Annotated in this window: 19 protein-coding genes; 14 read left to right on the forward strand and 5 right to left on the reverse strand. The window is 34.0% G+C overall.

Features of this window, described 5'->3' with window-relative positions; genetic code table 11:
* The first annotated feature begins 276 nt into the window (after positions 1–276).
* The 4 genes from ACWA1F_RS09595 (at position 277) to ACWA1F_RS09610 (ending at position 2,371) form a co-directional block, all read left to right on the forward strand.
* Complete coding sequence (locus ACWA1F_RS09595; protein WP_456893562.1) at positions 277–657, forward strand: hypothetical protein; 381 nt, start codon at positions 277–279, stop codon at positions 655–657.
* Positions 658–900: 243 nt separating this feature from the next.
* A complete protein-coding gene (locus tag ACWA1F_RS09600) occupies positions 901–1,254 on the forward strand; it encodes a hypothetical protein (protein WP_456893563.1) in 354 nt (117 codons plus the stop codon).
* 60 nt (positions 1,255–1,314) lie between these two features.
* A complete protein-coding gene (locus ACWA1F_RS09605) occupies positions 1,315–1,782 on the forward strand; it encodes a hypothetical protein (RefSeq protein ID WP_456893564.1) in 468 nt (155 codons plus the stop codon).
* Between the two features lie 91 nt (positions 1,783–1,873).
* Complete coding sequence (locus ACWA1F_RS09610; RefSeq protein ID WP_306156844.1) at positions 1,874–2,371, forward strand: hypothetical protein; 498 nt, start codon at positions 1,874–1,876, stop codon at positions 2,369–2,371.
* A gap of 154 nt (positions 2,372–2,525) precedes the next feature.
* On the opposite strand, the gene ACWA1F_RS09615 is transcribed toward ACWA1F_RS09610, so the two are convergent.
* Together ACWA1F_RS09615 and ACWA1F_RS09620 are read right to left on the reverse strand one after the other, a co-directional pair.
* Positions 2,526–3,317, reverse strand: coding sequence for a DUF5995 family protein (locus ACWA1F_RS09615; protein ID WP_456893565.1), 792 nt, complete (start codon positions 3,315–3,317; stop codon positions 2,526–2,528).
* Between the two features lie 181 nt (positions 3,318–3,498).
* Positions 3,499–3,870 (reverse strand): GreA/GreB family elongation factor, encoded by a 372-nt coding sequence (locus ACWA1F_RS09620; protein WP_456893566.1) that lies wholly within the window; start codon positions 3,868–3,870, stop codon positions 3,499–3,501.
* A 494-nt stretch (positions 3,871–4,364) separates the two neighbouring features.
* Between ACWA1F_RS09620 and ACWA1F_RS09625 the strand changes: the two genes are divergently transcribed.
* Positions 4,365–4,730, forward strand: a complete 366-nt coding sequence (locus ACWA1F_RS09625) for a hypothetical protein (protein WP_456893567.1) — start codon at positions 4,365–4,367, stop codon at positions 4,728–4,730.
* Positions 4,731–4,788: 58 nt separating this feature from the next.
* The gene (locus ACWA1F_RS09630; RefSeq protein WP_456893568.1) at positions 4,789–5,283 is read left to right on the forward strand and encodes an SRPBCC family protein; all 495 of its coding nucleotides are present in this window, start codon (positions 4,789–4,791) and stop codon (positions 5,281–5,283) included.
* Positions 5,284–5,289: 6 nt separating this feature from the next.
* On the opposite strand, the gene ACWA1F_RS09635 is transcribed toward ACWA1F_RS09630, so the two are convergent.
* Positions 5,290–6,291, reverse strand: coding sequence for a hypothetical protein (locus ACWA1F_RS09635; protein ID WP_456893569.1), 1,002 nt, complete (start codon positions 6,289–6,291; stop codon positions 5,290–5,292).
* A gap of 236 nt (positions 6,292–6,527) precedes the next feature.
* Here ACWA1F_RS09635 and ACWA1F_RS09640 point away from each other — a divergent pair, with 236 nt between their 5' ends.
* From ACWA1F_RS09640 to ACWA1F_RS09650, 3 genes are all read left to right on the forward strand, one after another.
* Complete coding sequence (locus ACWA1F_RS09640; protein ID WP_456893570.1) at positions 6,528–8,837, forward strand: type IA DNA topoisomerase; 2,310 nt, start codon at positions 6,528–6,530, stop codon at positions 8,835–8,837.
* A 307-nt stretch (positions 8,838–9,144) separates the two neighbouring features.
* Positions 9,145–9,621: a DUF6265 family protein gene (locus ACWA1F_RS09645; protein ID WP_456893571.1), complete on the forward strand. Its 477-nt coding sequence runs from the start codon at positions 9,145–9,147 to the stop codon at positions 9,619–9,621.
* A 115-nt stretch (positions 9,622–9,736) separates the two neighbouring features.
* Positions 9,737–10,234, forward strand: coding sequence for a DUF6265 family protein (locus ACWA1F_RS09650; protein ID WP_456893572.1), 498 nt, complete (start codon positions 9,737–9,739; stop codon positions 10,232–10,234).
* Positions 10,235–10,532: 298 nt separating this feature from the next.
* Here ACWA1F_RS09650 and ACWA1F_RS09655 read toward each other — a convergent pair whose 3' ends face one another.
* Positions 10,533–11,693 (reverse strand): MFS transporter, encoded by a 1,161-nt coding sequence (locus ACWA1F_RS09655; protein WP_456893573.1) that lies wholly within the window; start codon positions 11,691–11,693, stop codon positions 10,533–10,535.
* Positions 11,694–11,925: 232 nt separating this feature from the next.
* On the opposite strand from ACWA1F_RS09655, the gene ACWA1F_RS09660 reads away from it, so the two are divergent.
* From ACWA1F_RS09660 to ACWA1F_RS09680, 5 genes are all read left to right on the forward strand, one after another.
* On the forward strand, positions 11,926–14,241 hold the full coding sequence (locus tag ACWA1F_RS09660) for a TonB-dependent siderophore receptor (protein ID WP_456893574.1): 2,316 nt from the start codon (positions 11,926–11,928) through the stop codon (positions 14,239–14,241).
* A gap of 84 nt (positions 14,242–14,325) precedes the next feature.
* Positions 14,326–16,752, forward strand: a complete 2,427-nt coding sequence (locus ACWA1F_RS09665) for a TonB-dependent siderophore receptor (RefSeq protein WP_456893575.1) — start codon at positions 14,326–14,328, stop codon at positions 16,750–16,752.
* A gap of 139 nt (positions 16,753–16,891) precedes the next feature.
* Positions 16,892–17,614 (forward strand): DUF4198 domain-containing protein, encoded by a 723-nt coding sequence (locus tag ACWA1F_RS09670; RefSeq protein WP_456893576.1) that lies wholly within the window; start codon positions 16,892–16,894, stop codon positions 17,612–17,614.
* Between the two features lie 231 nt (positions 17,615–17,845).
* Entirely contained in the window at positions 17,846–20,146 is a 2,301-nt protein-coding gene (locus ACWA1F_RS09675; RefSeq protein ID WP_456893577.1) for a TonB-dependent siderophore receptor, read from the forward strand.
* A gap of 136 nt (positions 20,147–20,282) precedes the next feature.
* Positions 20,283–21,596, forward strand: a complete 1,314-nt coding sequence (locus tag ACWA1F_RS09680; RefSeq protein WP_456893578.1) for an APC family permease — start codon at positions 20,283–20,285, stop codon at positions 21,594–21,596.
* Positions 21,597–21,814: 218 nt separating this feature from the next.
* On the opposite strand, the gene ACWA1F_RS09685 is transcribed toward ACWA1F_RS09680, so the two are convergent.
* On the reverse strand, positions 21,815–24,448 hold the full coding sequence (locus ACWA1F_RS09685) for a valine--tRNA ligase (protein WP_456893579.1): 2,634 nt from the start codon (positions 24,446–24,448) through the stop codon (positions 21,815–21,817).
* Between the last annotated feature and the right edge of the window lie 30 nt (positions 24,449–24,478).

The raw sequence follows: 24,478 nt of genomic DNA on the forward strand, positions 1-24,478 counted from the left end.
ATCTTTTACTTACTTTACAACTGTTTCGAATAAATAATCTCATAAAATTAAACGATTCCATTAAATAATTAACACCAATACTACTTCAGGTGTAAAAATGGATCTTCCAAAATCTCAATTTAATCTTCGATTTCGTTCAGAGAAAATTGACTTATCTGCTATTACTAAATTAGAAAATTAATTAATATTCGCCTAAAGCGAACCTATATCTGTGTAAATAGGAGATGAATTTCCAACCTATGAGAATAGCAAACAAAAAAACTAACAACAATAAATATGGAACAAAATAAAATTATAGAAATGTTAGAAAAGTACAATTATAAATACAACATGAAAGGTGATAAAATCATCATAAATCTTGAATTCTCCCAAAATGTGGTAATTGATTTATCAAACCCTTCAAAAGCTATTATTTTGGATTATCTTGAAAATTGGAACTTTCTAACAGGCTGTTTTAAAATGAGTTTGAAAAGTTCATTTTTATATAACTTTATTCTGCTTATATTCTTTGGATTTTTTTGCCAATATGCACAATTCATAGGTAGCTCATTAACCAATTTATTTTTAACATTTATAGGATGGATATTATTATTTTCTATGTTTTATTTAATTAAACTTGAAAGTTTTAAATTACAATTTATCACAATTACAAAGTAATTTTCATTAACTATAAATCTATAAGCGCAGACGTCCCTTAGACTTTTGCGCTTTATTTATTAATTCTAACAATTTCTGCGTCTCTTTCTGTGTTTTACACTTCCATGATTTTAGTTTTTTCTTTGAATCGAAATTAGAGATTACAAGTGAGTTTAAAGTGATTGTATTCAATCTGCTGTTTACAACTGATTTTCAAAAATTACACAAATATCTTATATTTGATAAAACTAAACCCATCTATAAATGAATAAGCTAATCAAACTAAATCTTATTGGACTGATTTTATTTCTTACTTCTTGTACAGCAATGTCTCCTCTTCAAGTACATAATTCGCTTCCAACTTTAACAAAATCAAAATACATTACTCAATCAGAAATAGAAACAAGCAATTGTAAATTCTTAACACAAAATAGAAACTACATCGCTCCTATCGGAATGACACCAAAAAATGATCTAGCAAATGCTGCCAAAGGAATAGATGAATGGGTTAAAATTGATGGAGGAAATGCTTATATTTTAAGAAACTTCAATTGGGTTAATATTGATCAAGATACATCTCAACTTCATGTAGATTTCGATACTTTGCTGTGTGAATAGTTTTTGTAAATTTTACTCATAATGACCTAATGTAAATCCGTACGCTGAAACATTACTTAAATGAAAATACATTCAAAATTTCGAACCTTATTTTTGATTCGGATAAACATACTTTTCGTCATATTTGATTTCTTTTGTCTGTCTAATTTCTTTGGCAGTTTTCGCACTGAGGACTATACCGTAATTTTAGCATCGGTTTTCTTTTTAGCTTTAAGTATATTTTTTCATATTAATAAACTTAGTTCGGTTAACGAAATTACTGTTTCAGAAAAAGGAATAGAAAGAACAACTTTAGCTTCGTCTAAAATAGAATTTATCCCTTTTTCTTCCATTTTAAGAGTTCAAACAGAACGGGTTCAAGGATCTTATTCTCGTGCAGGACAAATAAGTACAGGTTACTTTGAAAGCAAACTATATCTAGAAAACGGTGAAGAATTATTAATTAGTCCAGATCATTTTGAGAATTATCAAGAACTTATTATAGCAATTAGAGAGAAAGTATTAAATAAAATCGAAAACTTTGTTTAAAATTGCTCAAGCTTCAACAATTCATCCAAGCGAATTGATTAAAGGATTTATAAGCAAATTGCATTGAAAAGTAAAAAACAAATCGTCATTAATGGAAAAAAAATTATTTCGTTGCTACAAATTAAACAAATGGAATTACATTACCCTTAGTGTTTATTTGTTGCTTTCTTTTTTCTTATTGACTTTTTTCCTCTTAAACAAGTTTGATCGAAAACAAGTATTGTTTTTCTATACTTTTGGAACTCAATTTTTTATTTATGGTGGTCAATATAGAGCGCTTCGAAATTTTTATTATTTTTTAATCTGGCTTACAATAGGAATTATACATTTTAGTCTATTTCTTTCTCTTAGAAATGATCCTGAATTAGCTTTTGTAAACGGCCATGCATCTCTTGGTTTAAGAAGCACTATTATTTCATTATTACTTTACCAATTTTTACGATTTATAAGCTTAACAATTCAGAAAAAAGAGTTAGTTGTACCAGCAAAATACGGTAAGTATGATCTTTTAGATGAAAGGAAGGTGACGTTCCTTGATTATATTTGTTTCTTTACCTTTTTTGGATTAACCCTTTATTTTATGGTTTGACTAGACATTTCTTCAAAATTCCAGCTGTTTTTCTCAAATCACCCCGCCCACGCGAGCGTCTCGCTCGTGAACGCAAAGTAGGTACGAGCGAAACGCTCGCACCAGCAGAAGGAGGATAATTTTTTATTATTTACATCTTTGAACTTTCACAAAATCACGCCGCAACACACTCCATATTCTTCTCTTCCATAATCTGCATATCTATTATTTTTTGAGCGACAGTTCCTCTTTCAAATATGCGAATGATTTTGAAAACCGCGCTAACAAAATATCCAGGATTTGAAACCAATCGGGCGATTTCGGTTATTCTTTGGTCTCTTAATTGTGTGCAGGCTTCTCTTTCCTTTTGTGGAACAGCTACAAATTCATTCGCAAATTTCCACGCTCCGTTTCTTGCGGTTTCCATGCTAAAATCGATAAAGAAATTGTCTATTTTTCCTGTTGCTTTTAGAATCCACGTGAGCGTTGGCCAAATCTTGATCAGGCATTTTTCGACACCTGCGACTAGACTGCTAAGAATGAAATTTATTTGGTCAAAATCATGTTTTAAATCTTCAATATCTTCTACCGTGCTTACCTCAGCCGAAGCAATTCCTAAATCAAGATTGATATGCGCATTAATGCCGAGCAGTAAATGTTGTAGGACAATGGGCCAGAAATTTTCGGCTTGTTCAAAGGCAAATCCCCAACATTCTGATGGTTTTTCTTTGGCTTGATATTGATAGTACGCTTTCAGATATCTATTAGCAAAAATAACGTCTAGTTTTTCCATCCGTTCGCCATTCTGAAAAGCGCCTGCATGAATGCCTTCTTTTACTTTTACCGTAACTTCACGATATAAAATAGCAAATAAACCGAGATTGCTTTGCTCCAGTTTTGATCTTTCTATTATTTCGTCCAATAACAGAATGACTTCATTTATAGTTCCCGCTTGTTTCATACTCATTTACAATTGGTTATGTTTAATTTTGGAGCAACTAATTTACTTATTTTAATCATTCAATGAACGATGATTTTGAAGTATACATCTTGTTATTAAGATTTTACATTCCATATCTTTATTATAAAAAAACATCCCGCAAAGAAATCTTCTTTTTGGGATGTTTTTTAATAAACTAAAAAAGATATTAAGCTTCTACTTTTAAAATCTCTAATTTTAAATTTCCTTTTTTAGCTGGCCATTCTACAACGTCGCCTACTTTGTAACCCACCATTGCAATTCCTTCGTCTGAAAGAACCGAAATCTTGTTTTTGCTTGCTTTTGCTTCTGCAGGACCAACTAGAAGAATCGTTTTTTCTTCATTTTTCAAATGGTCTTTATAAGTAACTTTTCGGTTTATCGAAACAATGTCTTCAGGCAGATTTTTACGCAATACTTGAGAGGCATTTTTTAATTGATTCAGCAATAATTCTTCTTCTTGTACGGTAACTTTTTTTCTTCTTACGTGGTCTTTTATTAAATCGTATGTTCCTGTTGTTAGTATTATATTTTGTAACATGACTTTCTTATTTGTTCCATTTTACATAGGCATGAAATGCAACTCTTCACTGAATACCGAGCAGTTCTATCTCATTCAGCGTATCATATCCTGAATAAAATGGAAATTTATAAAACGAACTATAACTAATGGAAAATTCCCTGTCTAGAGTTAGGACAGGGCAAATGGAATAAAGTCTTTTGAGCTTTTTAAGAAAGTATCGTCATGCAAATACAGCAATGCGCTCATTAAGCACATTAAAGAACTGTTTACTAAATATGTATTTGCCGTTATCATAATACGATTATAATCAGTTTGCAAGATATGACTTTTTTCTTATAAAAAGAAAAACAATCTACTTGATTATATAATTGAGAAGTGCTTCTAAAATATTCACAGACGGTTTTAATCAAACATGTAATTAGCAATAAAAGATAAAAGTAAATTCTATTTTATATATTTGATAGTTAACAAATAATCATTTGAAAAAGTGATATTTCATAACACTTTCAATTATGGAATCGACTAACAATATTGGTTTTACTCCTATCGAACTTAATATTTATGAAAAATTAAATTGGGATTATGATTTAATTGTAATCTGCCTGGAATATATTCGAAGAGAAATACCAGTTATTTTAAACGTAGATAGCGATGATATAGAAGTCTTTCTAATTTCTTTCAACAACTTTTTAGAACAAAGTTATCCAGCAATTGGAATTCGTGGAAAATCAGATATGATAGGGAATGTTTTTGATATTGAAGAGAAAATCGAAAACTGGATTATAGATCTGGGCGGAATTGAAAATCTGAAGCTGAAAACCGCAAATCTTCAATGTCCTGATTGGAAATTATTACAGAATATTAAAAAATACCCTTAAAAAAAACTAATTACCAAAGCTTCATAAGAATAAAAAATAACAACTAAAAAAATCAGTAATGGAAAACTTCGACTGGACTTCTTTCACAAAAAAAATAGCTGTCAAAGCTACTCTTTCAGATATTTATAATGCTTGGACAAAAGCCAATGAATTGGAAAAATGGTTTCTAGAAAAAGTTTCTTTTTTTGATGCCACTCAGCAACCATTAGACAAAGACAAAAATGCTCTAACAGACACTAGTTACGAATGGATTTGGCATTTGTACAAAGACGCAATGAAAGGAAAAATCGTTTCTGCCAACGGACAAGACCAATTGCAGTTTACTTTTGAGGGAAGCTGTCTAGTGGATATAAAACTAAGCGAAGCAGAAGGTTATACGATTGTAGAACTTCGTCACCACAATATTCCAACAGATGATTATTCTAAACAATACATTAGATTGGGCTGTTCCAATGGCTGGCATTTTTATTTGACCAATCTGAAATCAGTTTACGAAGGCGGATTGGATTTAAGAAATAAAGATGAAAATTTGAATCCGATGATTAATAATTAGGAAATATTATTGCGGTGCATATCGATTATGATCATAAAGTCGTTTTTCGGCAATATGGTAAATAATCAGATTTTTCAATTGTTCGCCTGTTGGAATATGATCGTATTTTTTAGAAACCACAATCTCCAATCTGTTTATTTCGTCTCTTGAAAGGTTTTCAAAGTACGAAAGAACCGCTTCTTTATTTTCAAGTTCGTTAAGATCAACATTTGGAATTATGATCTGTTCTGGAACAGCTTCGTTGCTTTTCTTTAAAACAGCTGCTTTCTCTGCTTTTACAGATTCGTTTTGAGGCGCAACATTAGCTTTAGAATGATTTACATTGTTTATTACTGGTTCTGGTAAAGATGGCAAATCGGCTATCTCCATTTTGCTGGTCTCATTTAAAATATAACCTAATACAGCAACCACAAATGCTTTTGGCAAAAACACGATAATTTCGCTTTCGACAACACGAAATAACTCAAGCGCTGAACAGACGCCTAATACGATCAATGAAAAACCTAAAATTTTGAAAAGATTTTTGTGGACAATAGTAATTTTTCGAATTCGGTTTCCTAATAAAATAGTAATCAAAATCATTACAACAGTAGAAAGTATGAGCCAGATTACACCAGAAAAAGATGTCGCAGCGAAAGCCATTGAAGCATTTAATTCATCTCCGCTTCCTAAAGACATAAATAGTAATATAGAATCTAGCAGGACTTTACCAACTGAATAAATTGATATACCCAAGAAAACTAAATATGCAATTATTAAAGAATCTGCTTTTTTATAATGAAGTATTTGATTTAGAAAAAGTTTAAAAACGATCAATATTCCGAACCAGACAAAAGTACTTATAACAGCCAAACCATTTGCCATTAATCCATGAAACCAAGTTTGATCTACATAGAAAAATTCTTTGTAGACTAAAAAAACAATTGTAAAAACGGCATAAATATAAGCAACTAATGCGGTCGTACTGTAAATTTTAGGCAAGCTTGTTTTTGGAGTAGAGTTAGTCATTTGGGTAATTATTTTGTTTTTGGTTACGGTCAAAAATAGGAAATTTAATTACACATTCAGAAGAGTTTTTCTGTTATTTTAAGATAATTTTAAACAAAAATTTCTAACAAATTTTAATTGAAATTATTCAATAATTAAAAACTTAGTGCCTTAGCGTCTTAGTGGCAAAACCAAAAGAACCTTTGTCCCTTTCTCCAAAAATCCTTATTTTCGCTCCTTAATCAAGAAAGGAAAGAATGAAGGTCTGTATTGCCGAGAAACCAAGTGTCGCACGAGAAATAGCAGCCGTTTTGGGTGCCAATACCAAACACGATGGTTATTATGAAGGCAACGGTTATGCGGTAACCTACACTTTCGGGCATTTATGCACCTTAAAAGAGCCCAACGATTACAAACCGCACTGGAAAAGCTGGGATTTGAATAATCTGCCGATGCTTCCAGAAAAGTTCGAAACCAAAGTCGTTCAAAATTCTGGAATTCAGAAACAATTTAAAATCATAAAAAGTCTTTTTGACAAAGCCGAAGTGGTGATAAACTGCGGGGATGCTGGACAAGAAGGAGAACTGATTCAGCGCTGGGTCATGAACGAAGCGCATTACAAAGGCGAAATTCAACGTTTATGGATTTCGTCACTTACAACTGAAGCGATAAAAGAAGGTTTTGAAAACTTAAAACCATCTGCAAACTACGATAATTTATTCTACGCCGGATTTTCGAGAGCCATTGGCGATTGGCTTTTAGGAATGAATGCTACGCGTTTGTATACCGTAAAACATGGCGGTTACAAACAAGTCTTGTCTATCGGGCGTGTGCAAACCCCAACACTGGCGATGGTTGTAGACCGTTTTAGAGAAATCGAAAACTTTAAACCGCAACCGTATTGGGAATTGCAGACTTTGTACAGAGAAACACTTTTTAGTTATGAAGAAGGACGTTTTCTGAAGAAAGAAGACGGAGAAATTCTAGCCGAAAAAGTCAAAGAAAGTGATTTCGAAATTGTTTCTGTTGACAAAAAGAACGGAAACGAATACGCTCCAAAGCTTTTCGATTTGACTGGTTTACAAGTTTATTGCAATCAGAAATTTGGATTTTCGGCAGAAGAAACACTGAAAATTGCACAGACATTATACGAGCAAAAAGTAATCACATATCCCAGAGTTGATACGACTTTTCTTCCTGGAGATATTTATCCGAAAGTAACGGGAATTCTGCAAAAATTAACCAATTATGCTGAATTGACCCAACCGCTTTTAGGAAAGAAAATCAAGAAATCTCCAAAGGTTTTCAATGATAAAAAGGTAACCGATCACCACGCGATTATTCCAACTGGTGTTCAAAATAATCTGCCTTTCAATCAGCAGCAGGTTTATGATATTATTACAAGACGTTTTATTGCTGTTTTTTATGATGATTGTTTAGTCGCCAATACGACAGTTATTGGAAAAGCTGCCGATGTGACTTTTAAGGCAACGGGAAAAGAAATCCTCAAAAAAGGTTTTCGTGTTGTGTTTGAAGATCCGAACGCGAAGGAAAAAGAACCTGATTTGCTGCCGAGTTTTGTGGTTGGCGAAAAAGGTCCGCATGAACCTTCGTTTCTTCAAAAAGAAACCAAACCGCCTAATCAGTTTACCGAAGCAACTTTACTACGTGCGATGGAAACGGCTGGAAAACAAGTCGACGACGAAGATTTACGCGAATTGATGAAAGAAAACGGAATTGGCCGTCCGTCAACGCGCGCGAATATCATTGAGACGCTTTTTAAACGCCAGTATATTGTTCGAAATAAAAAACAAGTTTTACCCACTTTAACTGGAATTCAGCTGATTGATACGATTCAGAATGAATTGGTGAAATCGGCCGAACTTACGGGAACTTGGGAAAAACAGCTGAAAGATATCGAGAAAGGTACTTTCACCGCTGCGGCATTCATAAGAAACATGAAACGCATGGTTGAAGCTTTGGTTTATGAGGTGCGAATGGAAACGAAACATGCCAATATTTCGCATGCCGCAATGGTTCAAAAGCCTACTGTAAAAGCAGAAAAAGAAAAAAAGAAAGCATCTGGAATTTCCGCAGAAACGTGTCCGAAATGCCAGAAAGGGAATATTCTAAAAGGCAGATCGGCTTTTGGATGTAGCGAATACAAATCGGGTTGCGATTTTGTTTTGCCTTTTGTTTTCCATGAAAAAAAAATCACAGAAAGCCAGTATTTAAGATTGGTTCAGAAGGGTTCGACGGTTAACATAAAAGGTTTTAAAACCGATGCTGGAACGGTTGAAGGTTTGATTCGGTTTGAAGAAAATTACAAATTGAAATTAGAGCCAAAGAAAACAGATAAAAAAGCAGAAACAAAAGAAAGCTCAGACGCATTGGTTTGTCCGAAATGTAAAAAAGGAACTATCCTAAAAGGCAAAACGGCTTACGGCTGCGCTGAGTATAAGTCGGGTTGCGATTTTAAAGTGACTTTCGACGATGTTCGAGCAAAACTTGGCGACCAAAAACCAACAAAAGAATTGGTTTACGAGATTTTGAGTGCTAGCGTTTAAAGTTTTTTTCCGCCACGAATTCACGAATTTATTTTTTTAGAATCATAATTTTTTTCTCTCGCAGATTTAAAAGATTTAAGCAGATTTTTTAAATTTTTAAAATCAAAATAAATCTGCTCAATCTGCAGAATCTGCGTGAAACAAAAAAATCATTTTAATCTTTATAATCTGTGGCTAACAGTAAAAAATTAATTCGTAAAATTAAAAGCAAACTAATCATTCAGTTTATCAATGAAAATTCGTGAATTCGTGGCTGAAAAAAAATTCATACTTTAGTACTTCATAATAAACCCAAAATCTCGTAAATATGTTTCAGAAAATTACTCTTATAGCCTTTATTATAGCTTTTGTTTCTTGCCAGAAGAAAGAAACTATCGAAAAAGATAAAATCAAAAAAGCCGACTGGTTAATCGGAAACTGGGAAAATACTTCTCCTGAAGGAGTTCTATCTGAGAATTGGCAAAAACTAAACGACAGTACTTTCAGTGCTTCATCTTATTTTATTAAAGGAAAAGATACGTTGCATTTTGAAACTATCATTCTAGCGCAACTGGGTGAAACGCTAACTTACAAAGCGACAGTAAAAGGCCAGAATGAAGACAAACCTGTTTTCTTCCCTTCTACTACTGAATCTGAAAATCAATTGGTTTTTGAAAATCAAAAACATGATTATCCGCAAAAGATTACCTATACAAAAGGTGCCAATAATACTTTAACAGCTGAAATTTCTGGGAATCTGAATGGAAAGCCTTCTTCTGAGAAGTTTGTTTTGACTAAGAAGTAATTTTTTTGCTTTGCCACGAAGGCACGAAGATTTTGCCCACATTTTGTGTCCTCCTGAGCGAAGTCGAAGGACTTACAAAGCCATCGTTACATTATTTTAACTAAAAAAAATCATCATGAAACTACCGTTTTCTTTATTCTTAGTACTTGGATTAACATCTATCACTTCTTGTAAAAAAGAAATCAAAACAGAAACTCCTGTGAAGTCTTATACTATCGAAAAAGCTTCGTGGTTTATTGGCGAATGGGGTAATAAATCTGAAGAAGGCGAACTAACAGAGCGCTGGAAAAAAGTAAATGATTCGGTTTATTTTGGTGAATCGTATTTTGTTGTTGGAGGAAAAGATACCGTTTTTGGAGAACATGTAAATCTTGAAGATAAAAATGGTAAATTATCTTTTATCGTAACTGTTCCAGGACAAAATGACGAACTTCCCGTAACTTTTGAAATGACTTCGTCTACCGACAATCAAATTGTTTTTGAAAACCCAAAACACGATTATCCATCTAAAATTGTGTACAATAAAGTTGGAAATGATTCTCTAGTCGCAGAGATTTTCGGAATGAAAAAAGGGAAAACTGCTTCTGAAAAGTTTCTAATGAAGAAAAGATAAATTAGCACGGCAATAAATGTGTCGTTCCTACGGAACTTTTGATTGGTATTATTCCATATCCTCACGGATTAAAATCCGTGGCTACAAAATAATTCATTCCTACGGAATTTTCGAATTGGTTTCGTTTCATAAACCCCACGGATTAAAATCCGTGGCTACAAAATGGTTCATTCCTACGGAATTCTAAACTTTGCGACTCCGCGACTTTGCGAGATTAAAAAATTAAAAACTTCCTGCCTTATCGTCTTCGCTACAAAAAACCTTAGAACCTCAGCATCACCTTAGAAGCTTAAAAAAATCACTCATTCTCCCCGATCTTATTCACCATAAAAATCATCAGGATTCCTAGAAGTGCCATAATTAGGAAAGCCCATTTCATGCTTAAATATTCGGAGATAAAACCCACCATTGGCGGAACCAATAAAAACCCCAAATAACCAATTGTGGATATCGAAGTCAAAGCAGAACCACTGCTCAATTTTGAAGATCTTCCAGCAATACTAAATACTAGCGGAACAACACAAGAAACTCCAAAACCAATCAAAACATAACCAAAAATAGTTGGATACGCATACGGCAAAATAAAGCAAAGGCCAAAACCAGCTGTTATTAATATTCCGCTGTAAAGCAGGATTTTTTTAGTTCCAAATTTCATTACTCCATAATCACCAAAAATACGCCCTAACGTTACTGCCGATGCAAAAAAGACAAATGCGGCACTGGTCAATTTTGGAGAAGCTTTTAGAATATTTTCGAAGTAAATTCCGCTCCAGTCGTACATCGTGTTTTCGCACGCCATAGAGACGAAACAAATCATAGCAAATTTTATCAGATTCTTTTCTGGCATCGAGAAGAATTTCTTTTTTACCGGAACAGGTTCATTATGAATACTCATCGGATAAAAACAAGCCGTTAGCGCCAGCATAAAAATACTCACTCCCAATAAATGATGTGATGGTGCAATTTTCTGCGTAACCATAACATAGCCTAAACCCGCTCCCGAAAAAACGGCAATACTCCAAACGGCATGAAAACGCGTTATAATCGATTTTGGATAGAGTTTCTGCACTTCGAGAGACTGCGCATTTATAGATAAATTGAAAATATTTCGAGAAGCGCCAAAGAATAAAAGTATAATAACCAGCTGCCAAACAAATGCCGCCAAACCAGGCAAAGACAACGCCACATTAAACATAACTGCTCCTAGAAGCATAATATAACGGCTGCTGTATTTATTTAACAGTTTTCCTGTAAAAGGCATTGTTAGCATTAAACCTATCGGAAAAGCGAATAAAACTGCTCCAAATTCGGCTTCAGACAAATGCAATTGTGCTTGTATATGTGGAATTCTCGAAACCCAAGAAGAATAGCCAAAACCTGAAAGGAAGAAAAAGACAGTGTTGGCAATACGATATCCTCTAGGCGTATTTTGAATCTTTTTAAAAAAGGGTAAAATCATGAAGTCGTTTTTTCTGACTGCAAAAGTAAAACATTTAAAACTTTAACTTATGGAAATAGTTAAAAGAAGATTCTTTTAAATGTTCTTTTAACATTTTATAAATCCATCCAACATTAAAATAACATTAAAAAATAACCTTCAAAAGAGTTGCATACATCACTTTTATGGCTACATTTGCGCTGTTTTTATTCAGTCTAAATAAGAAAATGAATTACCAACCAAATTTCAAACCATGAATATTATAAAATTTAAGCATTTAAAATTTCTATCTGCCTTTTTGTTTTTTGTTATTTCTAATTTATCAGCACAGCAAAACAATGGTAAAATAAAAGGAGTTATTACAACTTCTGACGGAAAACCAGCATCTGACGTAAATGTCATTCTAAAAAATTCAAAATATGGCACCACAGCAAATGAATACGGCGCATTTGAATTTAGTAAAGTAAAAGCCAACACTTACACTTTGCAAATTTCTTTAACAGGTTATGAAACTTTAGAAAAAGAAATTACGGTTACAGAAAATGAGACGACTTCACTTAATTTACAATTAAATTTTTCTAATAAAGAACTACAGGAAGTTATCATTAACAATAATAAAATGATTACCAAAAAAACAGATTATGTGGCAAGAATGCCTATCAGCAATCTGGAAAATCCGCAGGTTTATAACGTTATAACCAAAGAACTTTTTAAAGAGCAAGTTGCAGTCGACATTAGAAGTGCGGTGCAAAATGCGCCCGGTATTGTGACTAAAATCTATCCTTCTGGTGGACTCGAAATTTCTTTTAGAGGTTTCAGTACCGGAGTAAATGCCAGAAACGGTATGGAAACGCTTACGGGAAGAAGTTCTATTTCTGTCGACAATGTGGAACGCATTGAAGTATTAAAAGGGCCATCGGGAACTTTATTCGGCTCTTCTGTTTCTTCTTTTGGTGGTGTTGTCAATCTGGTTACGAAAAAACCTTTTGAGACTAGAAAAACGGAAATCTCTTATACTGGCGGAAGCTTTGGGTTAAATCGTGTGGCTGTAGATTTTAATATGCCCTTAACGAAAGATAATAAAGTTTTGTTTAGACTTAATGCTTCTGGAAATACAGAAAACAGTTTTCTAAATTATGGTTTCAATAAAACATTTTTATTTGCCCCAAGTGTTATTTACAAAGCAACAGACAAATTAACGTTTACTGTAGATACAGAAATTTACAACACCAACAATACGCGTCCAACTTACGGACGCTCTTACGCAGCAGGACTTACGAATCCGAACGATTTGAAATTGGATTACAGAACTAGTTTGTTTGCGGATGATCTAGATGCTAAAACGACATCGCCAAAAATCTTTGCTCAGGCAGAATATAAATTGGCAGACAACTGGAAATCGACTACACTTTTTTCTCTTGTAGACGAACAGGTAGATTATAGTTACCAATATTATACGAAATGGAATTCTGCTACAGAAGTAGAAAGAATGGTGTCGAAATTTGGACCAATCCGCAATAAATTCACCAATATACAGGAAAATATTAATGGTGAATTTTCTACAGGAAGCATTAAACACAAACTATTAGTTGGATTAAATTATAGGTTTACAAAAGCATCTTTTAATTATGCCACTACAAATGTTCTTGATGTTATCGATGTTACACAGCCTTTTGAGCCTATCAGAAGAGCACAAGTCGATGCCAATTTGACTCCAATGGCATTTGGAGTTCCTAGTGAAGAGACTTTTAGTGCTTATGCTTCAGATGTTGTAAACTTTACAGATCGTTTGTCGGTTATGTTGAGTTTGCGTTTAGACAATTATGTTCAGAAAAAATTGGAAGATTCAGAAGGATATAACCAAACGGCTTTGTCTCCAAAGTTAGGTGTGGTTTATGAGGTTGTTAAAGATCAGGTTTCTTTATTTGGAAATTACATGAATGGTTTTCAGAATACGCAATCACCACAACAGCCAGACGGAACTTTATTTATTGCAAAACCAGTTTACGCCAATCAGTTTGAAGGTGGTGTAAAAGCTGAAGCTTTTGACAAAAAACTAAGCACTACTCTTAGTTATTATAATATTACAATTGACAATGCTTTAAGAACTGATGCTGATGGTTTTGCGCATCAAGACGGTAAACAAGTAAGTAAAGGTTTTGATTTTGAATTAATTGCAAATCCTTTAACAGGTTTAAATATTATGGCTGGTTATGCTCATAATGATAATCGTATCGTAAAATCAGACAATGCTGCAATTGAAGGCAATACAGTAAGCGGTGCACCAAAAGATGTGGTTAACTTCTGGGTTTCTTATAAATTTCAGAATGTGCTAAAAGATTTCGGACTTGGTTTTGGAGGAAACTACGTTGACAAACAATATAAATTTGAAGATGAAGGATTCTACAGCCCATCTTATTCTGTTTACAATGCAACAGTATTTTATGACAGACCAATGTGGAGATTGGGCGTTAAATGGAATAACCTGACAGATAAAAAATATTGGGATTCTTACGGAATGGGTCAGGCAATCTCAAATTTTGCAGTAAATCTTACCGTTAGACTATAATATTTCAATTTCAAAAATCCTTATTTCTAAGTAAATAAGGATTTTTTCATTTTAAATAAAAACTAAACCAAAAAAAGAAAAACCATGAATTATTTAAATCCCCTAAAGCAGATAGCGACTATTATCTGTTTAGTATTTCTGCTAAGTGTAAATGTATTCGCTCAGCAGAATTCAGGAAAAATTAAAGGAACTATTAAAACATCTGATGGAGAACTTGCTGTTGGAGTAAACATTATTCTTAAAAGTTCAAAATACGGAACAATCAGTAACGAAGACGGAACTTTCGAATTTAACAGAGTAAAACCAAATACATACACCGTGCAAGTTTCCTTAACTGCATATGAAACTTTAGAACAGCAAGTAACCGTAACGGCAAATGAAACTTCTGTTCTTGATCTGCAATTAACGGTTTCTGACAAACAATTGAAAGAGGTGATTGTTACTAATAACCGAGGAAAAAAATTCCCGAAACAAAGTAACTACGTTTCAAAAATGCCCCTGAAAAATCTTGAAAATGCTCAGGTTTACAATATTGTTTCTTCAGAATTGCTAAAAGAACAAGCGATTACTAATTATGAAGATGCTTTAAAAAATGTACCTGGAATTCAAAAACTTTGGGAATCTACAGGCCGTGGCGGCGATGGAGGATCTTATTATTCTTTACGTGGTTTTGAAGTTCAAGCCAATATTGTAAATGGTTTGCCTGGCCTTACCAACGGAAGTCTTGATCCTGCAAATGTAGAGCGTATTGAGGTTATAAAAGGGCCTTCTGGAACTTTGTTTGGAAGCAGTTTAGTAAGCTACGGCGGTCTTATTAATACCGTAACCAAAAAACCTTACAGCGGTTTTGGCGGCGAGTTCTCTTATCTTACAGGAAGTTTTGGTCTTAACAGAGTGACGGCAGATGTAAATACTCCGCTTGACGATAATGACAATATTGCTTTTAGAGTAAACGCAGCTTATCAGACAGAAAATAGTTTTCAGGATGCTGGATTCCGCACTTCTCTTTTTGTTGCGCCTTCTCTATCTTTTAAAGTAAATGAAAAACTGTCTTTTTTAATTAATACAGAATTTATGCAGGAAGAAAAAACAACGCCTTCTATGTTGTTTCTGGGTAGAGATACTCCACTGCAATGGGCAAATTTAGCAGAACTGAATTACAATACCAATCTATCGTTTTACAGTAATGATTTGTCAATGAAAAATCCGAGATTTAGTTTACAGGCACAAATGCTGTATAAAATTTCAGATCAATGGACTTCACAAACGGTATTATCAAGAGGTTCTTCCAAATCTCAAGGATATTACACGTATATCTACGATAATGAAGACGGAAACAAAGATTTTGCCTTATGGATAACTAAAGAACAATCTCAGACAGCAACAACAGATATTCAGCAAAATTTTATTGGTGATTTTAAAATTGGCAATATGCGTAATCGACTTGTTGTAGGTTTAGATTATTTTGAAAGAAATATAATGTATGGTGGTTCTGGCTATGGCCATTTATACAATCTTACCGCTCAAGGCGAAGTGAGACAGCTTGATGCTGACAATCCTAATTTTCTAACTACAACATCTGTAGATAGACTTTTGGCAAACGAAGCGGCAGGAAACTATAATCCGAAAGATGCTACTTACAGTGCTTACGCTTCAGACGTATTAAATATTACGCCAACTTTATTGGCTATGGCGAGTTTAAGAATCGATTATTTTGACAATGACGGAAATGCCAATGCAAGCGGTGACGAATACACGCAAACCGCTCTTTCTCCAAAATTTGGATTGATTTATCAGCCAATTGAAGATAAATTATCTGTTTTTGCCAATTACATGAACGGTTTCAGAAATATTGCTCCAGGAGCAACTTATGATGATGACGGAAACTTAATAGGCTCTCAAACTTTTGAGCCAGAACATGCTAATCAGTTTGAAACGGGTATAAAGGCCAATCTTTTTTCGGATAAACTGACAGGAACTATTAGTTACTATACTATTAATGTTGCCAATCTGGTAACGAGCAACCCAATGTTTAGCGCTCAAGGCGGAGAAGCAAGAAGCAACGGTTTTGAATTTGACCTAAATGCAAATCCAATTAAAGGCTTAAGCATTATTGCCGGATACAGTTATAATGACAGTAAAATTACAAAAGGCGATGAAGGAAATGTTTGGTTGGAACAAGGAAAAAGACCTTTTTGGTCTGGTCCAAAAAACTTGGTAAACCTTTGGGCAACTTATAAGTTTGAAGAAGGAACACTAGAAAACTTTGGTCTTGGCTTTGGCGGAAACTATGCGAGTGATAATGCTATTTTAGACAGTTCGGTAACAGGAAAATTTGTGCTTCCAGAATATACTGTAATCAACGGATCTGTTTTTTATAATTCGAATAAATTTCGCGTTGCTTTAAACGTAAACAACATTGCCAATAAAGATTATTTTAATGGAGGCTGGTCTACATTAAACCCGCAAAAACCTAGAAATGTTGTCGCGAGTTTTGCTTATAAATTTTAATATTATTTAAAAATATAATGAAAGTCTCAAAGTTCCTAAAAACAGGATTTTTGAGACTTTTTTAAGTTTTATTTTTAATTGTTCTAAATAAGACTTATGTTTGTAAAAAATATCATTCTAATAATTTAAACTTGATCGTATGAAATCAAATACTTTTAAAATCATAGCTTTTTTCTTTTTAATGCTTGTATCGGCTCCAACATTTGCACACGCACTTTGGATCGAAACTAAAGCTACAGGAACAAAAGGTAAAGCTCAGGAAATTTCTGTTTACTTTGGAGAATTCTCTGACAATGACATTACAAAAGCAGACAAATGGTTTTCTGATTTGAAAAATTTCAGCTTAATTGTAGTAAGTCCATCAAAAAAAGAAACGAAACTAACTGCAAAAGCTTTAGAAAATAAATATCAAGCATTCTTTACTCCAACAGAAGATGGCGTTTACACGATTGTAATGCAGCACACTGTAGGAGATGTTTACGGAACTATGAAATTAGATTATAATTCTAGCGCAAATGTTGTGGTTGGAAACAAAAATGCTGGAAACAATATCACAGCAAATTCAAACAAAATTGCTGTTTTCTCAGAAAATGCCGATGTTGCAAAAAAAGATACAAAAGTAACTGGAGTTGCTTCTTATGATGGTGCTATCGCTAAAGAGGCAAAAATCAAAGTTATCGCTCCAAACGGATGGGAAAAAGAATTATGGACAAATGATAAAGGAGAGTTCTCTTTTACTCCGATCTGGTCTGGAAATTATATGGTTGAATACGCTCACACAGACAAAGCTTCTGGTGAACACAACGGAAAAAAATACGACGAAATCTGGAAAATGGCTACTTACCAAATTGCAGTAAAATAATTTAGAAGAAACTCATTCTTAGATTTTTTTTCAATTTAAAAAACCTTGCTTCACGGCAAGGTTTTTTTTGCTTTAACTACAAAATTAAAATAACATTGAAAAATTCTTAAGCAAATCTTAAGACAATAATAAGCAAGGTTTAAGTAAGAAAACGCCCTCTAAATTTCCTTAACACATTCATGCAATTGTATATTTGCGGCGATCTATTTTTATTGAATCTAAATAAATACCATGAAATACAATTTACTATTTGCATTAGGATTATTAAGTTTTGTCTCTTATGGTCAAGACTATTCAAACTCTGAATCTGCTTCATCTGTAAACGATACCGTTAAGAATAAAAAAGGAGAAATTTTAAATGAAGTAGTCGTTACTAAAACCAAAGAACCAAAACCAGTAACAGCAGTTCGCTCTGGATTAAAACCAATGGACAATCCGCAATCTATACAAGTTATTGGTTCTGAAATTATCGAACAACAACAAGCTATTAGATTAAGCGAAGTACTTAAAAATGCCAATGGAGTTTATGTGGGCTCTGCACGTGGTGGCGCACAGGAATCTTTCTTCTCAAGAGGCTATGATATGTCTGCCAATAATATGTTTAAAAACGGATTCCGTTACAATTCAGGATCAATTCCTGATGTTTCGGGTCTAGATAAAGTTGAATTCTTAAAAGGTAGCTCTGCCCTATTGTTTGGAAATGTCGCTCCAGGGGGAATTTTAAACTTAGTTACCAAAACTCCTCAGTTTAAAAGCGGTGGAGAAATCTCTATGCAAATAGGAAGTTACGAGTATTACAAACCTGCATTTGATTTTTATGGAGGTCTTAATAAATCAATTGCATTTAGAATTAACGGTTCTTACGAAAATTCAGAAAGCTTTAGAGATGTTGTAAAAAATAAACGTTTCTACATTAATCCGTCTTTACTTTTTATTGTGAATCCAAAAACTCAAATTACGGTTCAAGGAGATTATCTAAGCGCAGACTGGACACCCGATTTTGGAACTGGAATTATAGGGAAAGAAATTCTTGATCTTCCACGCAATGCTTTCTACGGATCTCTTTGGTCAAATGGTAATACAAAATCTGCTAGTGCATCGGTATTATTAAACCATGATTTCAACAAAAACTGGAGATTAAACTTCAACTCTTCTTTCCAAAATTTTGATAGAGGAAGCTATTCTACCGCTCAATTATCAGGTTTAGATACTTATCCAACTCCTGGTGATTGGAATAGAGGTTTAACAAAGAATAAAAACTTAGAGCAGATCTTTGGAGACCAATTAAGTTTGCAAGGAAATTTTAATACGGGATCTGTAAAACATCAGATTTTTACAGGTGTAGATTGGGAAAACTCATTTGCGACCGCTTATACTTTTACATTTGACGAGAAATATGTTATTACTGGAACAAAAGATGGCAAACCAGTTTACGGACCAACTCTTTATGATACTATAAATCTATTTACTTTTGATCCAGCAAATCAAAGAATGGATATTCCGACAACTGATAGAGCGACTCAAATCACAAAAACAGACACCAATCGTTTTGGAATATATTTTCAGGATTTTATCTCAATTACAGACAAATTTAAAGTCTTAGCAGGTATCAGATGGTCTTGGCAGGAAGCAGAAGTTAGTACTTACAAAGAAACAAAAACAGGCGCAGGAAATCCGCAAGATGCAGTCCCGACAATTACGCCAAAACGTTTAGACAATGCGTTTTCTCCAAAAGCTGGATTAGTGTATCAGCCAACAAAAGATGTTTCGATATTCGGAAGTTACTCAACCTCTTTTACGCCAAATACTGGAACAACTGTCGATTTACAGCCTATCGAAGCTTCCATTATCGATCAATATGAAGCTGGTGTAAAAACAGATTTCTTTAAAGGTTTATTAAGCACAAATGTTACGGTTTACCAAATTACAAACAGCAACTTGGCACAAATGGCACCTTACAAAGCTGATGGAACAGATAATTTAGATGCCAACATTAAAATGCTAAGTGGAGAAACAAAAAGTAAAGGTGTTGAAATTGATGTGACAGCAAGACCAGCAGATGGGTTAAATATTATTGCAGGATACAGCTATAATGATATGCGCTACACTAAAACTTCTGGATTAAACGGAAGTTTTGTACAAGGAGATCGCGTAGCAAGAACACCTTTAAATACGGCTAACTTAAGTTTCTTTTATACTTTGCAGTCGGGATTCTTTAAAAATGTTTCTTTTGGTGCAATTGGAAATTATGTCGGAGACCGTTTAGGCGGATGGAATGATGATTATGTTTGGACAGAAAACAAACCTGCAACAAATCCGAAAACGTATACCGTAACCATTAGAGATCGTGATATTCCGTTAGAAGGCTATGTTACTATTGATGCCTCTCTTGGATATACTTGGCAAAAATTCTCTATTCTGTGCAAGTTATCAAACATTACAAACACATTAAATTATACGGTTCACGAGAACTATAGTGTGAACCCAATCGCTCCACGTCAGGTTATGACAAGCTTGCGTTACAAGTTCTAAAAAACATTGAATTAGATTTTTTTGTCCCAAGATTTTCCTGAAAACAGAAAAGTCTTGGGATTTTTATTTTAAGTCCGATACTAATTCAATTAACACTATTTTTGTTTGAAATTATATCCCTAAAAACTAACTCGAAATGTCAGATTCCAAGAAAAACCAATTGCAAAAAAGTTTAGGCCTAAGTTTTAATATTGCCGTTTTGATTGGAGGAACAATCGGTGTCGGAATTTTAAGAACACCTGGAACAATTGCAGAAATGCTCAATAACTATTGGCTTATTCTGGCTTCTTGGCTTTTTGGCGGTTTGTATGTTTTATTGGGAGCTAATTCCTATTCTGAATTGGCTACAATGTTGCCAAAAGCCGGAGGATCTTACAACTACATCAAAAGAGCTTTGGGCGAATATGCTGGATTTCTTTCTGGCTGGTACGATTATATTGTAAATGCTATTCCGCCTGCTTTTTATTGTATCGTAATTAGTGAATACACGATTATTCTATTTCCGCAACTAGCCAATTATTCTACAGTTTTATCCATTTCCTTATTGGTTGCATTTGTATTGCTGCATTTAAGCGGTGTCAAAAACGGAAGCGTGATTCAGCAAATTACCAGCTTATTGAAAGTTATTTGCTTTGTGGCTTTGGTCGTAGCTTGTTTTATGTATTCTGGCGTTGAAGTTCCGCCAATAAAAACAGATAATTCCATCTTTCAAATCGGACTTATTTTTGGATTTTTTAAATCACTTCAGCTTATCATTGGAACTTATAATGGTTGGAATGCCGTTTGTTTTTTTGCAGAAGAAAATGATGATCCAAGCAAAAATATTCCTAAATCCTTATACAGTGGCGTTTTATTGGTTGTGGCCATTTATATTTTGGTAAATGCAGCATTTTTTCATGTTCTGCCAATCGAAACTTTAGCAAAATCCAATTTGGCTGCAGCCGATGTTGCTAAAATTCTGTTTGGTGAAAACGGAGCCAAAATCGTAACGGTAATTTCGATTTTTTCTTTAATCAGTATTCTGAATGCTTTTATGATGATTCCGCCAAGAATTCTCTACGGATTAAGTCGTGACGGATTTTTCATTAAACAAGGAACAAAAGTTAACAAAGGCGGAACACCAATTGTCGCGCTGTTAGTTTCTTCATTTTTCAGCTTATTTTTAATTTGCATCGGCTCATTCGAAGTATTATTTTCTTTCGCTGCTTTTATCTCGATAATCGTTTGGGGATTGGCTTATTATTCTCTTCTAAAATTAAGAACCAAAGAACCTAATTTACCAAGACCTTACCGTTCTTTTTGGTATCCGTGGACAACCATACTTGCTATTATATTTTCAATCGCATTACTTGGAGGATTTATTTACAGTGATCCTATTAGTTTTCTTATTATTGTCGCGATTGCTGTGGTTTCTTATCCTTTGTTTTTGGTTTTGAAGAAAAAAAGATAGCCACGAATTCACGAATTTATTTTTTATAATCGATGTGTTTAGCAAATCACAAATTATTTGTTTTGCTCAAAGATTATAAAAAATAAATTCGTGAATTCGTGGCGAAAAAAAACTAAAAACCCGACAGGTTTTAAAAACGTGTCGGGTTAACTTTTTCAAACGCTTTTTTTAGTACGCTCACAATAAAAAAATTCGTGAATTCGTGGCTATCAAGCGTATTACTTCAAACCAGCCAAACTCTGCTCAATTGTAGCAATTTTTGCTAAAGCATCGGCTTGTTTTTGCTTTTCAAGATTTAATACTTTCTCTGGAGCTCCGTTTACGAATTTCTCGTTAGAAAGTTTTGCTTCCACCGATTTCAAGAAACCTTTTGTATAATTTAATTCTTCTGTCAGTTTTGCGATTTCAGCTTCAACGTCGATGTTTCCTGTAATCGGAATGAAATATTCATTTGATTTTACACGGAAAGACAATGCACCGTCTACTTTTTCAGAAACATATTCGAAAGCAGAAACGTTTCCTAATTTCGTAATGATTGAATCAAAATAAGTAGAAACATTTTCGCTATTGATTCCTTTTAATTCGATTGCATCTTTAAACGGAATATTTTTGTCTTTACGAATTGTTCTAATTCCAGAAATTACTTCAATTGAGTTTTCAAAATCAGCGATCAATTTAGCATCAAAAGATTTTACTTCAGGCCAAGTTGAAACAATTAAAGCTTCTTCTGGAGTTCTTTCTGCAATTAACTGCCAGATTTCTTCTGTCAAGAAAGGCATGAACGGATGTAATAACTTCAAATTGCTTTCTAACATTTCGATCGCTTTCGCGAAAGTTACGCTGTCAATTGGCTGTTGGTATGCCGGTTTGATCATTTCAAGGAACCAAGAACAGAAATCATCCCAAACCAATTTGTAGATCGCCATTAATGAATCTGAAATTCTGTATTTCTCAAAATTATCTTCAATATCAACAAGAGTCTGCTGCAATTTCGCTTCGTACCATTCGATTGCTACTTTTGAAGATTCTGGCTGCGGAATAGAATCTGAAACTTCCCAACCTTTAATCAGTTTGAAAGCATTCCAGATTTTGTTAGAAAACGCTTTTCCTTGGCTGCATAATTCTTCATCAAACATGATATCGTTTCCTGCAGAAGCACTTAAAAGCAATCCAACACGAACACCGTCTGCACTAAACTTATCGATCAAGTCTAAAGGATCAGGAGAGTTTCCTAATGATTTAGACATTTTACGACGTTGTTTATCACGAACTAATCCGGTCAAATAAACATTGGTAAATGGTTTTTCACCCGCATATTCGTAACCTGCGATAATCATTCTGGCAACCCAGAAAAACAAAATATCTGGACCTGTAACCAAGTCGTTTGTTGGATAATAGTATTTAAAATCTGGACTTTCCGGATCCATAATTCCACCAAAAACAGACATTGGCCATAACCATGATGAGAACCAAGTATCTAGGGCATCAACATCTTGTTTTAAGTCCTGAGTCGTTAGTCCTGAGTTCTTAGTTTTTTCTTTTGCTAAAGCTAAAGCATCTTCGATGTTTTCTGCAACTACGAAATCTTCTTTTCCGTCACCATAATAATAAGCAGGAATTTGCTGTCCCCACCATAATTGACGAGAAATATTCCAATCGCGGATGTTGTTTAACCAATGCGCATAAGTGTTTTCAAAACGTTTTGGATGCAATTTAATATCCCCCGTTTCTAAAACTGATTTTATAGCAGGTTTTACCAATTCTTCCATTTTCAAGAACCATTGGTCAGATAATCTTGGTTCGATTACCGCTTTTGTTCTTTCAGAAGTTCCAACTTTATTTAAGTGGATTTCTGTTTTTGCCAAAGCTCCAATTTCTTCTAATTCTTTTGCAATTTCAGTACGAACTACAAAACGGTCTTTTCCTTGATAGTGTAATCCAAAACTGTTTAAAGTTGCATCTTCATTAAAAATATCAACGATTTCAAGATTATGTTTTTCACCCAAAGTCTTATCGTTCATATCGTGTGCAGGCGTAACTTTCAAACACCCTGTTCCGAATTCAACATCAACATATTCGTCTTCGATAATCGGAATCACTCTTCCGCAAATCGGAACAATCGCTTTTTTACCTTTTAAATGTGTAAAACGCTCATCATTCGGATTGATACAAATAGCAGTATCTCCAAAGATAGTCTCAGGACGTGTTGTTGCAATCGTCAAGAAATCTTCTGAACCTTCGATTTTATATTTTAAGAAAAATAATTTTCCTTGCTGTTCTTCGTAAATTACTTCTTCGTCAGAAAGAGTAGTTTTCGCTTCAGGATCCCAGTTTACCATTCGGTAGCCACGGTAAATTAATCCTTTGTTGTATAAATCAACAAAAGATTTAATTACAGAAGCAGACATATCTGGATCCATTGTAAATTTAGTGCGTTCCCAATCGCAAGAAGCACCTAATTTTTTAAGCTGTTCTAAGATTGTTCCGCCATATTTATCGGTCCATTCCCAAGCATGTTTTAGGAATTCTTCACGGGTCAAATCATTTTTATTGATTCCTTCTGCTTTTAATTTTGCTACAACTTTTGCTTCAGTTGCAATAGAAGCGTGATCTGTTCCTGGAACCCAACAAGCGTTGAATCCTTTCAAACGTGCTCTACGAATTAAAACATCTTGAATTGTATTATTCAGCATATGTCCCATGTGAAGGACTCCAGTGACGTTTGGCGGTGGGATTACAATGGTGTACGGCGTTCTATGATCTGGTTCTGAATGAAAATAATTATTTTTCATCCAGTAATCATACCATTTACTCTCAATCGTCTTAGCGTCAAATTGTGCTGGAATTGTCATTTATATATGTTTAATCGTTTAATTTTTATT

This window comes from Flavobacterium erigeronis (assembly GCF_054075165.1).